We start from the raw sequence: 12,641 nt of genomic DNA on the forward strand, positions 1-12,641 counted from the left end.
GCCAACGCCGACCCGGCGAGCGCCTGGTACGTCAACTCCCTCCGCAAAGCCGCCGAACGGCTCGGAATCGCTTGCGACACCGTCGATCTCGGTGCCGACGCGAGCGCGGAAGCGATCCGCGAGCAGCTGTCGGCCCGCAGCGCCGACCCCGCCACCGACGCCATCATGTTGCAGACCCCGCTGCCCGACGGCGTCACCCTCGACGACGTGAGCTCGGCCATCACCGCCACCAAGGACGTCGACGGCGTGAGCCCGCTCTCGCTCGGCCTGCTCGCCACCGGCCTGGACGGCTTCGTCCCCGCCACCTCCGAAGCCGTGGTGGAACTACTGAAGCATCACCGGATCCCGCTGTCGGGCCGGCATGTCGCGGTCGTCGGTCGCTCCAACGTCGTCGGCAAACCCCTGGCCCAGCTGCTGCTGGCCGAGAACGCCACCGTCACCGTCTGCCATTCCCGCACCACCGACCTGCCCGCAGTGACCTCCGCCGCCGATATCGTCGTCGCCGCCGCCGGCCGCATCGGCCTGGTCACCGGTGAGCACGTGCGCCCCGGCGCCGTCGTCATCGACGTGGGCACCAACGAGGCCGCCGACGGCAGCATCGTCGGCGACGTCGACGCCGACTCCGTGCGCGGCAAGGCCGAAGGCCTCAGCCCCGTTCCCGGCGGCGTCGGTCCCGTCACCACCGCGCTGCTGATGCGTCACGTGGTCGTCGCGGCGGAGAAGGCGCGCGCCTGAGCGTTTTCGGTCGGCGGAAGCATGCGCCGCGGACAACGAAGCCCCCGCAGCTGCCGGTAACGGCGGCGACGGGGGCTTCGCGATATATCAGGGGCGAGTGAATTCGCCGTGGCGTGTGTGGGCCAGGAATGCGTCCCACGCGGTCGGGGCGAAGGTCAATGCCGGGCCGGTGGGGTTCTTCGAGTCGCGGACGCCGACCTGACCGCCATCGAAGTGAGCTACCTCCACACAGTCTTGACTCGGCCCGCTGTAGCTGCTCTTGAACCATGTGGTCATGCTCGATGTTCCTTCGCTATCTCGATAACCCTGTTCCGACTGGCAGGTCTGTCCAGCGAGGCGTTCCGGATGCCGGCAGCGGCGGTTTCGTACAAATCGACCTCCGCTGGCCGCTCCAGGTACTGGGCCGACGCGTAACCCTCAAGGTACACAACAGGGGGCTCGCTCAGCCACGCGGTGCGCGAAGCTGGAAACGTCAAGATGTTGAATCGTCCTGCGGCCAAGCCGATATGGCACTTGGCCAACGGCACGACCCGGACCGTCACAGTGGGGAGCTCGGCAACGGCGGCGATGTGGTCCAGCTGTTCGGCCATCACTGACCAACCACCGACCTGATGGCGTAGTGCTGCCTCGTTCAGCAGGATTTCTACCTCGAACGAGGGGTCGTTCAGCCGGGTTTGCCTCCGAGTGGCGAGCTCGACCCGACGTTCCACTTCCTCGGTGGGCATCTCCGGATTCGCCGCCCAGATGAGGGCACGCCGGTACTCCTCGGTCTGCACAAGCCCCGGCAGTAACGACGGCTGATGAGTCACCAGCTTCGACGCCGCTGATTCCAAGCCCAAGTAGAGGTCGAAGTGTCGTGGAACCGCATCCCCGTACGCGTGCCACCAGGACTTCCGGCTCGCACCTTCCAGTAGCTCCAGCAGCACGAGCATCGTGCTCTCCGGCGCCCCATACAACCTGCACAGCTCCTTGATGTGCAACCGCCCGATCTTCGTCGGCTGCCCGGTCTCCATCCTCCAGATCGTCTGGGTGGAGACACCGAGCGCCTTCTTCACCACGTCGACGCTCACCCCCGACGTCTCGCGTAGGTACCGCAGTTGCTTGCCGATCTGGCGTCGGGCGAAAGTACTGTCCCCTGTCTCCATCGAGTCCCCTTCACGCGGTGTGGATTCCAGATTGGAATGCGAACGTGCACCGGATTGGAATGCGGAACCTTCCGGTCCTGGAATCTTGCGAGAAAGTCCGGCGATCGGCTCTGCGAAAGCTTCCGTGACCTGGGCGGTCCCTGTCTACTGGTCCCAGCGCACGACGGCGGGAAAGCCTCGCCGCACATCCGTTGCCGAGCCTGGAGCGCTCGCGCCGCGGATGGTTCTGCCGGGTTCTCCTGCCCCTGAATCCCCTGAACCTCGCCGTCGTGCGCCCCACCATCGCATATCAGCAGGGGAGAAGCAATGAAAGCCGTTGTGTATCTGAATAAATCGTGCTGCGCGAAGCGCCGTGCGGGCTTCGAGATGGAAGCTCGCGCCTTCGCGGCCCGGCGCGGGTACTCGGTGGCGCGCACCGTCATCGAATCCGACTCCGATGTCCTGCCGTGGTTGCTGGTGAAGGTGCAGCAGCTCGAGGTCTCGGCCATCGTGACCCCGAGCCTGGACCATCTCGCCCACCGTGCCCAGGACGTGCTCGCCCGCTGCGATCTGCTCGTCGTCCACCCCGCCGGCTACCTGCCCCGCGGCACCCGCCTGGCCCTGCTCCACCCGGGCAGCGGCGCGTGACCGGCCCGAACGCCCCCGACCTCGCCTTCCCCGACGACATCCCGGTCAATCACGAAGCCCCGACACCCGGCACCGGCTTCTTCCGCGACGAACTCGAATCCATGCTCACCTACCACACCACCTGCGCCCCATGCCCGTTCAAAGCCGAACTGCTACGCCTGCGCGCCCAGATGATCCGCACCGGCCACGACTTCGCGCGCGTACCGTCGCGCCGCCCGTGAGCGGCGGCCGGAGGTGGCCGGCGCCGGCCGGTGCGATCGTCGCGGCCGCGTCAGGTGGCTCAGAAACTCCAGATCACCGGTACCACGATCACCGCGACCAGCAGGAACCACACCATCATGGCGGCGCCGAGTTTCCAGTAGTCGCCGAACCGGTAGCCGCCGGGGCCCATGATCATCATGTTGGCGGGGGTGGCGACGGGGGTGAAGAAGGAGGCCGCGGCGGCGACGCAGACCGTCATCAGCAGCGGCAGCGGGGAGACGCCGAGGTCGGCGGCGATGACGACGGCGATCGGGGCGATGATCAGGGTGGTGGCGGTATTGCTGATGAGCTGGCCGAGGGTGACCGTCACCAGGAACAGGCCGACGAGCACAAGGTGACGATCGGCATCGCCGAGCACGGACATGAACACCGAGGCGAGCCGGTCGGCGGCGCCGGTGTCGCGGATCGCGGTCGACAGCGGGATCATCGCGCCGACCAGGATCAGCGTGGTCCAGGACATCGAGCGATGCGCCTGCTCGACGGTGAGCACCCGGCACACCACCATTGCGCACGCGGCCAGCAGCGCGGCCACCGCCGCCGGTATCCATCCGGTCGCCAGCAGCAGCACCATCACCGCGAGGATCACCAGCGCCGGACGGGAGCCGGGTCCCATCGGAAGGGTTTGGCGGCGAATGAGTTCCGGCTCGTGCACCACCCGCACCTGCGGCGCGGCGACGTGCTGGTCGAGCGCGCTCCAGCTGCCGCGCAACAACAGCGTGTCACCGGCTTCGAGCCGCTGCGGACGGGAACCGAGATCGCGTCCGCCACGCTGGGCCGCGAGCACCACCAGATCGCCACTGCTGGTGGCCATTCCGGGAAATACCGTATGGCCCACGAACTCCGAGCGGGGCGGGATGATCACCTCGGCGACGCCGTATTCGGCGCCGATCAACTCGTCGGGGTGCGGTCCGTCGAAACTGCGGCATGGGGTCAAGGCGTTGTCGTCGACGAAGCTCGCGAGCTGGACGTCCTCGGCGTCGACCACCAGGACATCGCCGGCGCGCAGCGGGGTGTCGCCGGGGTCTTGGCCGTCGCGCTCGACACCACGCAGCTGCGCGCCCTCCGGCAGCGCCTTGGCGACCGCGTCACGGTGTGCCCCGTCGAAACGAGATTCCGCCGCCACCCGCAACCGGATGAGGCCGCTGCGGATGGTGTACTCCTTGGCCAGTGTGGTCGCCAGCCTGCTCAGATCCGGTGGCATCACGGCCGCGGTGCGGTCGGGCAGCAGCTTCTCGCCGAACAGCACCGCGATCGCGATCGTGCCGATCACCAAGGGCACACCGACCCAGGCGAATTCGGCGAACCCGATGTGCCGGGCGCCGGCGTCGGCGGCGGTTTCGGAGATGATGATGTTGACCGGCGTGCCGGTGAGCAACAGCAGCGATCCGGCGTGCGCGGCGAATGCCAGCGGCATCAGCAACTGTGCGGGCGAGCGGCCCAGCCGCACCGCGAGCACCACGACCATCGGGATGAGCGCCGCCACCGCGCCGTTGACCGAGATCACCGCCGTCAGCACCGCGCACAGCAGCATCATCGACACCAGCAGCCGGGTGCGGCTGGTCCCGACGCGCGCCGTCAACTGCTGGCCCGCCCACGTGGTGACACCGGTCGCGTCCAGCGCCTCGCTCACCACGAACAGTGCGGCGATGAACACGACGGTGGGATCACCGAACCCGGACAGCGCCTGGTCGACGGTCAGGATGCCCGTCGCGTACAGACTCAGCGCGACCGCGAGCGCGACGATCCCGACCGGCAGCCGGTTCCAGACGAACAGCACGACCGCGCCGCCGGTGATCAGGAAGGTGATGGTCGACTCGGCCATCAGCGGACCTCGGGCGCGCCGGGGCCGCCGGCGACCGGTGCGTCCCGGTGATGACGTGGACGGGCGCAATGCGGTTGCCGCGCACCGCCGCTGCTTCGTCGTCCGAATACCGCCGAGCCCGCGTGGCCGAACAGCGGCGCTGTGCGCGGACGGACCGCGGAGCTGGGAAGGGTATTGCGCATGGCACCCCCTGAGGTCGCTGGATCGGCCGTCGGCATCCGGCTGGCTACGCGCATTAGATCACAGCCACGTCTGAAGCGATGGTGATCCACATCACAGTGGCGATTTCCCGCTTTCGACCCGGCCTACCACGCAGGCGTGGGGCAAAATCGGCGATGACTAGTCATCTCCTGCCCGCTACCGCGCACCGCCGATCGGGGAGTGCGGTCCGTCCGGCCGTCCGCGCGGCTCGCGCAGGCGGCCTCCCGCGCGTCACCGCGCGAATCCGGTTCGCGACAACGAAGTTTGTGCAACTATCGAGCAAAGCAGATGTAGGCCTACGTACATCCCAGCGAGTGGCGAGGGAATGCGATGTCCGTGCCTGTGTTTCGTCCCGTCGGTGAGGTGGAGGACGCTGTCTCCGCCTTGCTGCCCGATCTGAAGTCGGCCCTGAACCGGCTGGTGGCCATCCCGTCGATCGCGTTGGACGGATACCCCACCGAACCGCTGATGCGCGCCCACGACGCGGTGGTGGAGATGTTGCGCGACAGCGGGATCACCCAGATCGAGGAGCTGACCATTCCCGGCAAGACGGCGCCGGTGGTGATGGCGACCGTGCCCGGCCCGCCCGGATCACCGACGGTGCTGTTCTACACCCACTACGACGTCGTCCCTGCCGGCGACGTCGAACTCTGGCACTCGCCGCCGTTCGAACCCCAGGAACGTGACGGCGCGATCTACGGCCGCGGCACCGCCGACTCCAAGGCCAATCTGGTCGGCATCATCGGTGCGCTACGCGTTTTCGATGCCCGCCCGCCGGTGACGGTGAAACTGGTGTTCGAGGGCCAGGAGGAATTCGGCAGCCCGTTCGACTTCTATCCGGCCACCCACCCCGAACCCTTCCGTGCCGACGCCATGGTGATCGCCGACGTCGGCAATGTGCGCCCCGGTGCGCCGACGCTGACCGTGGCCCTGCGTGGTTCGGCGCAGATCACCGTCTCGGTGGACACGCTGAAGGCCGACAAGCACAGCGGCCTCTACGGCGGCGCCGCACCCGATGCCCGCCTGGCGCTGATCCGCGCGCTCGCCTCACTGCACGATGACGCAGGCGATGTCGCGGTCGACGGTCTGCGCCGCGAGGAATGGACCGGAACCTCCTACACCGAGCGGGAGTTCCGGGATCTGGCCGAGGTGCTCGAGGGTAAACCGCTGATGGGTACCGGTGGGCTCGGCGAGCGCATCTGGTCCGGCCCGGCGATCACCGTCATCGGGTTCGACGCACCCGCGGTGGAGGGACCGGTGAACGCGGTCGCCGGGTCGGCGCGGGCGGTGTTGAACGTGCGCGTGCACCCGGCCCAGGATGCCGCCGAAGCACAGGCCGCGGTGATCCGACATCTCCAGGCGCAGCGGCCCTTCGGTCTGGAGGTGACCGCCACCGCGGGTGAGGTCGGCAACGGTTTCGCCGCCGAACCAGCGGCCCCGGCTTCGAAGCCGCCGTGGCCGCGCTGAATTCGGCATGGGACGCCGAGACCGGCCAGATGGCAGGTGGTGGGTCGATTCCGCTGGTCATGGCTCTGCACACCGGGATTCCCGAGGCCGAGAAGCTGCTGTTCGGCGCCACCGACGGCTACGCCAACATCCACGGACCCAACGAGCGGGTGCTCATCGACGAAATGCGCAGGGCCACCGTGGCCAAGGCGCTGTTCCTGCAGGAGTACGCCGCGAGATACGCGGCCGGGCGATCGGACACACCGCGATGAGTCGAGCACAGACCGCCACCGAGGAGCCCGGCGGTAAGCAGCGCAAGAAGTTCGAGTTCCCCGGCGCCGTCACGGTGTTGGCCATCGTCATGGTGCTGGTGTGGCTGGCGGCGCTGTTCATCCCGGCCGGCGAATACCGCACCGATGCCGACGGCGCCCCGATCCCCGGATCCTTCGACCGGGTGGATTCCCCGCTCACCTTCTGGGAACGGGTCCAGCAGCTGATCCTGGCCCCGGTCAACGGCCTCTACGGCTTGCAGGACACCACGACCGGTTTCGTCGACACCGAGAACATGGGCCGGCTGTTCGGGTCGGTCGGTGTGGTGCTGTTCATCATGGCCCTCGGCGCGTTCATCTCGGTCAGCTTCGCCACCCGCAGCCTCGAGGTCGCCGTCGGCGGCCTCGGTGCCAAGCTGCAGGACAAGGGCTGGATGCTGATCGCGGTCATCATGGTGCTGTTCTCGGTGCTCGGCACCACCATGGGCTTCTCGGTGGAGACCTTCGGCTTCTACGCCCTGATCATCCCGTTGATGCTGGCGATGGGATATGACCGCATGGTGGCGGCCGCGCGACCATCATCGTCGGCGCGCTCACCGGAACGATGGCCTCCACGGTCAATCCGTTCTCCATCGGCGTGGCCTCCGGTGAGGCCGGGGTCTCGATCGGCGACGGCATCGTGCTCCGGTTCGTGCTGTGGGTGGTGCTCACCGCGGTCGCGGTGGTGTTCGTGATCCGCTACGCCCGGCGCGTCCAGCAGGACAGGGCGCGTTCGCTGGTCGGTTTCGGCAGCGACGAGGACGAGGCGGACACCGCCGGCACCGAGACACCCGAGGACGAGCGGCGATTGACCGGCACCCAGAAGTGGGTGCTGGCCATCACCGCGTTCACCTTCGGACTGATGATCTTCTCGGTCATCCCGTGGTCGGCCATCTTCGGTGCGACCACCACCCCCGCCGACTACGACGTCTATCACGAGACCGCCACCGAGCCGTACTGGTTCGAACTGAACTGGTGGTTCCCGCAGCTGGCGATGCTGTTCATCATCGCGGCCATCGTGGTCGGCGTGGTGGCCAGGATGGGGGAGAAGGAGATCGTCTCGCTGATCACCCGTGGTGCCGGCGATATGGTCGGCCCGGCCATCGTCATCCTGCTGGCGCGCGGTGTCTCGGTGATCATGACCAACACCCAGACCCTCGATACCGTGCTCAACGCGATGGAGGAACTGGTCAGCGGTGCGTCGGCGGGGGTCTTCGCGGTCCTGGTGATGATCGTCAACATCCCGCTGGCGATCCTGATCCCGTCCTCGTCCGGGCACGCGACGCTGGCGATGCCGCTGTTGGCGCCCGCTCGGCGATTTCGCCGGGGTGAGCCGTTCGCTGGTGATCACGGCCTTCCAGATGGGGCACGGGCTGACCATGCTGATCGCGCCGACCAACGTTGTGGTCGTCGGTGGTCTGGCGATGGCCAAGGTCGGCTACGACAAATACCTGCGCTTCATCTGGCCCTTGATGCTGATCAACTTCGTCATCGTGTGCGTGGTGATCGGCGGTGCGGCGCTGCTGGAGTGATACGGGGCTGGACGACGACCTGACCCCCGCCACCCGCGGTGGTCAGGTCTTTCCTCGTTCCGCCTGTCGAGGCTCCTGAGCGGGGCCGACCTCGCGCACCTCGCGCCCGTTAGGGTTGAGGGTGTGAACGTGGATGTGACCCCGCTGCCGGGAATCGGTGTGCGCAAGGATTTTCCGTTGACGGGCGTCCGGCGGCGTATCGGTGTGATCGACCACAAAGACGGCAGTATCGACCTGATCTTCACCAAAGCGGGCGATCCCGACACCACCGTGCAGATTCCGTTGAGCGCGGCCGAGGCCGGTGTGCTGGCCAATCTGCTCGGGGCGCCGCAGCTGGTCGCGCAGCTGCGCGAGGAACACCGCGATATGGACGGCGTCAACACCCGACAGCTGCCCATCCTGGAAGGCTCGCCCTATGACGGGCGCACGCTCGGCGAGACCGGAATGCGCACCAGGACCACCTCATCCATCGTCGCGGTCATGCGGGCCGGGCAGGTCATCGCCTCCCCGGGACCGGACTTCGCGTTCACCGCGGGAGATCTGCTGGTCATCGTCGGCACCGGCGAGGGGCTCGAGGCCGCCGCCCGGATCCTGACCGACGGCTGAACGGTGCAGGTGAGTCCAACCGCGCTGGCATTGATCCAGCTGGGGGCGGTGTTCTTCAGCCTGGGGGTGCTCGGGCGGATCGCGGCCAAGATCGGCATGTCCCCGATTCCGCTGTACCTGCTCGGTGGTCTGGTCTTCGGCGACGGCGGCATCGTCGAACTGCACGAGGTGGACGAATTCATCCACCTGGCCAGCGAAATCGGTGTGGTGCTGCTGTTGCTGCTGCTCGGGCTCGAGTACAGCGCCGCCGAACTCGTCACCGGGATGCGACGATCCTGGCCCGCCGGGCTGCTCGACATCGCGTTGAACGCGACACCTGGCGTGATCGTGGCGCTGCTGCTCGACCTCGGCGCGACCGGCGCCATCGCGATGGCAGGCGTCACCTACATCTCCTCGTCGGGCATCGTCGCGAAGGTACTCAACGATCTCGGGCGCCTCGGCAACCGCGAAACGCCGGTGGTGCTGTCGATCCTGGTGTTCGAGGACCTGGCGATGGCCGGGTATCTGCCGGTGCTGACGGCGGTGCTCGCCGGGGTGGGGTTCGTCGCCGGACTGCAAACCCTCGGCATCGCGTTGATCGCCATCACCGTCGTGCTCGTCGTCGCCCTGCGCTACGGAAAATACGTGTCCGCGGTGGTTGCCAGTGACGACCGAGAGATCTTCCTGCTCAAGCTGCTCGGGGCCGCGCTGCTGGTGGCGGGGATCGCCTCGGCGGTACAGGTATCGGCGGCGGTCGGCGCGTTCCTGCTCGGCATCGCCATCTCCGATTCCACCGCGCACAACGCCACCAAGATCCTGGAACCGCTGCGAGATCTGTTCGCGGCCATGTTCTTCGTGCTGTTCGGGCTCAGCACCGACCCGGCCAGCATCCCACCGGTGCTTGGCTGGGCGGTACTGCTGGCGGTGATCACCACGGCGACCAAGATCGCGACCGGATGGTGGGCGGCAGCGCGCTCCGGCGCCACCGGACTGGGCCGGGCCCGCGCGGGAGCGGCGCTGGTCGCGCACGGCGAATTCTCCATCGTCATCGCGGGACTGGCGGTCGCGGCGGGCGCGGTGCCCGACGGCTTCGCCGCGCTGGCCACCACCTATGTGCTGTTGATGGCGGTGATCGGACCGGTGGCCGCGCGGGTGGTGGAACCGGTGGTCGGGCTCGTCACCGGGCGACCCAAGCCGGCCCCGGATCCGGTCGAGGAGTGACCGGGCCGCGGTCACGCGAGGCTGTTGCCGCGCCCGGAACCGGGCGGTAGGGTGCCCTGAAGGTCAGCTGGGGAGGTGAGCATATGGCTACCTGGCGGTTCACCGGCCTGGAGTTCGAGATCCTCTGGTCCGCCTACGGCCACGACCGGCTGCCGTACCCGCTGCGCTATCGGCCGGTCGCCGACGATTTCGAGGACCTGCGGCGTCAACGCGAAGCCGCGGTCGACGTCCTGCTGGAGAAGTACTACTCGGTCGAGCTGGTGGATGTGCTCACGATCCTGCGGGAGCCCGAAGTCCGCATCGAGGTCAAAGGGTACGGCGGCCGGGACATGGCCCGCACCTACCGCTTTCATGGCGCGATGCGCGCGGCTGCGGGCGCGACCCTGGTGCAGTTGCCCGGCACGTCCGCCGATATCGGCGGCGACGTGATCCTCACCAACTGCGCCGCGAACCAGGTCCCGGCGCAGGCCGTGGCCGCCCTGCCGCCGGCGAAGGCGGGCACCCGTCCCGCCGTGGAGGTGCGCCGCGCCGACCTGAGCGCCGACCGCTCCCGCTACGTGCGCAATGTCGACGAACTCAGCCTCACCCAGCAGCTGGATCGCGTGTTCAAACGGCGGCGCCGCTCGCTGGGCGAGATCATGATCTTCCCCGGCCCCGCCGTCGACCCCCGCCCCACCTTCGGCCGCAGCTTCTGGTGGATGGACTACGAGGACGGCCGCTACTACGTGCGCACCGGCGACCCCATCGTCGCCAAACCCGCCGGCCCCACCGCCCTCACCACCGAGATCGCCCGCCTGGCCGCGATCACGCGGCGCTGCTACCGCGAGGACCTCGAACACGACGAATACCTGCGGGCGAACCGCTGAGTCGGCGCGACGGCCCGGCCCGGGAGGATCGATGATGTCGGCTCGCCCCGAGGTTCGTCCGGCCCGGCGCAACGAAATCCCCGCGTTGTCTCAGACCTTGGCCGCCGCATTCCACGAGGACCCGGTCTCGGTGTGGTTGTGGCCGGACCCGCGGCGCCGGGCCGCCGGATTGCCGCGCTTCTTCGCGGCGATGACCCGCCACCACCACTTCGCCACCGGCGGCGTCGACCTCGCGGTCGACTCTTCCGGCGCGATCGGCGGGGCCGCGCTGTGGAATCCGCCCGGACGGTGGCATCACTCGACGGTGTCGGACCTGCTGATGTTGCCGCAGTTCGCTCGGGCCATGGGTACTCGGCTGCTCGCGGGTAAACGGATCGGCGACATCATGACCGCCCGGCACCCCGAGGAGCCGCATTGGTATCTCGCGGTGATCGGCAGCGACCCGGCCCAGCGCGGCCACGGATACGGCCATGCATTGATGAGCAAGCGCCTCGACCGGTGTGACAGCGAGCTGGTGCCCGCCTACCTGGAATCGAGCAACGAGTCCAACATCGGCTACTACCAGCGCTTCGGATTCGAGATCACCGACACCATCACCATCCCCGGCGGTGGACCGACGCTGTGGGCGATGTGGCGGCCGCCGCGTCCACGCGAATGAGTGGGCGCGCTCGGCGAGTCTCGGCCGTACCAGTAGCTCACGCGAGGTGATGGGTGAGCTGGTGGACGGCCTCGCCCGGGTGGGTGGCGTAGATCGGCTCGCCGATGGCCTGCATCTTCCAGCCGGTGGCCGCGAGGTACAGCTTGGCCATCACCATGCCGGTGTGCGGGCCGCCGCCGTGCAGGTCCAGGTGGGCCAGCTCGGCGCCGGTGCCCGCGTCGACCAGGCGGCAGAAGGCATTGCGGATGCTGTCGAAGCTGTGGCCGTGGTAGCTGGTGACCACCAGGATCACGGTCGCCACCTGCGGATGGATTCGGGACAAGTCGATGCTGACGACCTCGTTCTCGCCGCCGCCCTCGCCGGTCATGCTGTCGCCGAGATGACGTACCGCCCCGTCGTTGGAGCTGAGCTGGGCGAAGTACACGGCGTCGAGCAGGTGATGGTCGCGGTCGAACATCAGGGCGGCGGCGTCCAGATCGGCAGGGGTGGCGGCGCCACCGGCCAGCGTGTGGCCGGGCACCGGATCCCAGCCGAGGCCGAGGCGCACCATGTCGAGCGTGGGACCCGCGCCGGTGCGCAGGCGCACGACCTGCCCCGGACGGAGATCGAGCGGGCGGCCTTCGGGCAGGACAGCGGCGTCGACCTGCTCGCGCCGGGCGGGCCTGGACCCCACCTGGACGTGGCTTTCGGCCAGCACCGCGGCGAATCCGCCGGCATGGCCGGCTCCGACGAGGGCGATCGCCCAGCCCGCACCGCTGCGTGTGATATCGAGGGCCACCACCGCCGAGACCGCACCCAATCCGTCGACGGTGCTGCGAAGCACCTCACCGCCCCGGCTGTCGGCGACAGTGAGCGTGGGCGGGTCCGCCTCGGCGAAGGTGCGGTGTGGATTGTCCAGGGCCAGCACCACCCGGACGGTGGTCGCCGCGTGCGGGATCGAGGACAGGTCGATGTGCAGCGTCGGTGCCGGAGCCATCCCCGGGCCGGCCAATCGCAGCCCACGCGCCTCGGCTTGGGTGCCGAACACGAAGTCGGTCTCGTCGTGGATGGCGCCGTCGGGTCCCAGCAGGATCGCCGCGAGATGGGCGGGCAGCTCCGACCGCGCGGTGAGCACCAGGCTCTCCGCGGCGATCGGTACGAGCTGGTGCTGTCGGAGCCCTTCGGTCACGCGTATCCCCTTCGTCGAGTGCCGGTACACATGCGGTGCGCCAACGCATTCCGTGCGCACCTGCAT

Annotated in this window: 14 protein-coding genes and 1 pseudogene; 11 read left to right on the forward strand and 4 right to left on the reverse strand. The window is 68.6% G+C overall.

What is annotated here, in order from left to right:
- On the forward strand, positions 1-735 hold a 735-nt coding region (locus RJ05_RS10450; protein ID WP_036536215.1), incomplete at its 5' end, for a bifunctional 5,10-methylenetetrahydrofolate dehydrogenase/5,10-methenyltetrahydrofolate cyclohydrolase.
- 87 nt (positions 736-822) lie between these two features.
- Here the strand turns inward: RJ05_RS10450 and RJ05_RS10455 are convergent.
- Together RJ05_RS10455 and RJ05_RS10460 are read right to left on the reverse strand one after the other, a co-directional pair.
- A complete protein-coding gene (locus tag RJ05_RS10455; protein ID WP_036536218.1) occupies positions 823-1,011 on the reverse strand; it encodes a DUF397 domain-containing protein in 189 nt (62 codons plus the stop codon).
- The gene (locus RJ05_RS10460; protein WP_036536219.1) at positions 1,008-1,880 is read right to left on the reverse strand and encodes a helix-turn-helix domain-containing protein; all 873 of its coding nucleotides are present in this window, start codon (positions 1,878-1,880) and stop codon (positions 1,008-1,010) included. Before RJ05_RS10460 ends, RJ05_RS10455 begins: the two co-directional genes overlap by 4 nt.
- 306 nt (positions 1,881-2,186) lie before the next feature.
- On the opposite strand from RJ05_RS10460, the gene RJ05_RS10465 reads away from it, so the two are divergent.
- Entirely contained in the window at positions 2,187-2,507 is a 321-nt protein-coding gene (locus tag RJ05_RS10465; protein ID WP_036536221.1) for a hypothetical protein, read from the forward strand.
- Positions 2,504-2,728 (forward strand): hypothetical protein, encoded by a 225-nt coding sequence (locus RJ05_RS10470; RefSeq protein ID WP_036536223.1) that lies wholly within the window; start codon positions 2,504-2,506, stop codon positions 2,726-2,728. Before RJ05_RS10465 ends, RJ05_RS10470 begins: the two co-directional genes overlap by 4 nt.
- A gap of 59 nt (positions 2,729-2,787) precedes the next feature.
- Here RJ05_RS10470 and RJ05_RS32215 read toward each other — a convergent pair whose 3' ends face one another.
- On the reverse strand, positions 2,788-4,590 hold the full coding sequence (locus RJ05_RS32215) for an SLC13 family permease (RefSeq protein WP_036536225.1): 1,803 nt from the start codon (positions 4,588-4,590) through the stop codon (positions 2,788-2,790).
- Positions 4,591-5,127: 537 nt separating this feature from the next.
- On the opposite strand from RJ05_RS32215, the gene RJ05_RS10480 reads away from it, so the two are divergent.
- The 8 genes and pseudogenes from RJ05_RS10480 to RJ05_RS10505 all read left to right on the forward strand — a co-directional run bounded on the left by RJ05_RS10480 (position 5,128) and on the right by RJ05_RS10505 (position 11,407).
- A complete protein-coding gene (locus tag RJ05_RS10480; protein ID WP_255220929.1) occupies positions 5,128-6,258 on the forward strand; it encodes a M20/M25/M40 family metallo-hydrolase in 1,131 nt (376 codons plus the stop codon).
- Positions 6,246-6,509 carry a hypothetical protein gene (locus RJ05_RS32220; protein ID WP_228790793.1) on the forward strand — a complete coding sequence of 88 codons (264 nt, stop codon included), beginning with the start codon at positions 6,246-6,248 and terminating at the stop codon, positions 6,507-6,509. The genes RJ05_RS10480 and RJ05_RS32220 overlap by 13 nt, the downstream gene beginning before the upstream one ends.
- Positions 6,506-7,057: pseudogene (locus RJ05_RS32225) on the forward strand (YfcC family protein); the annotation flags it as partial. The gene RJ05_RS32220 and the pseudogene RJ05_RS32225, both read left to right, overlap by 4 nt.
- Before the next feature lie 53 nt (positions 7,058-7,110).
- On the forward strand, positions 7,111-8,100 hold the full coding sequence (locus tag RJ05_RS32230; RefSeq protein ID WP_425295062.1) for a hypothetical protein: 990 nt from the start codon (positions 7,111-7,113) through the stop codon (positions 8,098-8,100).
- Between the two features lie 100 nt (positions 8,101-8,200).
- Positions 8,201-8,683: a cation:proton antiporter regulatory subunit gene (locus RJ05_RS10490; RefSeq protein WP_036536227.1), complete on the forward strand. Its 483-nt coding sequence runs from the start codon at positions 8,201-8,203 to the stop codon at positions 8,681-8,683.
- 9 nt (positions 8,684-8,692) lie between these two features.
- Entirely contained in the window at positions 8,693-9,883 is a 1,191-nt protein-coding gene (locus RJ05_RS10495) for a cation:proton antiporter (RefSeq protein WP_036536229.1), read from the forward strand.
- Positions 9,884-9,966: 83 nt separating this feature from the next.
- Positions 9,967-10,749, forward strand: coding sequence for an ESX secretion-associated protein EspG (locus RJ05_RS10500; protein WP_036536230.1), 783 nt, complete (start codon positions 9,967-9,969; stop codon positions 10,747-10,749).
- A gap of 34 nt (positions 10,750-10,783) precedes the next feature.
- Entirely contained in the window at positions 10,784-11,407 is a 624-nt protein-coding gene (locus tag RJ05_RS10505) for a GNAT family N-acetyltransferase (RefSeq protein ID WP_085996194.1), read from the forward strand.
- A 37-nt stretch (positions 11,408-11,444) separates the two neighbouring features.
- Here RJ05_RS10505 and RJ05_RS10510 read toward each other — a convergent pair whose 3' ends face one another.
- The gene (locus tag RJ05_RS10510) at positions 11,445-12,575 is read right to left on the reverse strand and encodes a TerD family protein (protein ID WP_036536238.1); all 1,131 of its coding nucleotides are present in this window, start codon (positions 12,573-12,575) and stop codon (positions 11,445-11,447) included.
- Positions 12,576-12,641 lie beyond the last annotated feature (66 nt).

The organism is Nocardia cyriacigeorgica NBRC 100375 (assembly GCF_000308555.1).
In the GTDB taxonomy this organism is placed as follows: domain Bacteria; phylum Actinomycetota; class Actinomycetes; order Mycobacteriales; family Mycobacteriaceae; genus Nocardia; species Nocardia cyriacigeorgica.

Coding starts and splice junctions, on each gene's coding strand:
- RJ05_RS10455 (WP_036536218.1), bottom strand. CDS start 1,011: ATGACCACATGGTTCAAGAGCAGCTACAGCGGGCCGAGTCAAGACTGT.
- RJ05_RS10460 (WP_036536219.1), bottom strand. CDS start 1,880: ATGGAGACAGGGGACAGTACTTTCGCCCGACGCCAGATCGGCAAGCAA.
- RJ05_RS10465 (WP_036536221.1), top strand. CDS start 2,187: ATGAAAGCCGTTGTGTATCTGAATAAATCGTGCTGCGCGAAGCGCCGT.
- RJ05_RS32215 (WP_036536225.1), bottom strand. CDS start 4,590: ATGGCCGAGTCGACCATCACCTTCCTGATCACCGGCGGCGCGGTCGTG.
- RJ05_RS32230 (WP_425295062.1), top strand. CDS start 7,111: ATGGCCTCCACGGTCAATCCGTTCTCCATCGGCGTGGCCTCCGGTGAG.
- RJ05_RS10500 (WP_036536230.1), top strand. CDS start 9,967: ATGGCTACCTGGCGGTTCACCGGCCTGGAGTTCGAGATCCTCTGGTCC.
- RJ05_RS10505 (WP_085996194.1), top strand. CDS start 10,784: ATGTCGGCTCGCCCCGAGGTTCGTCCGGCCCGGCGCAACGAAATCCCC.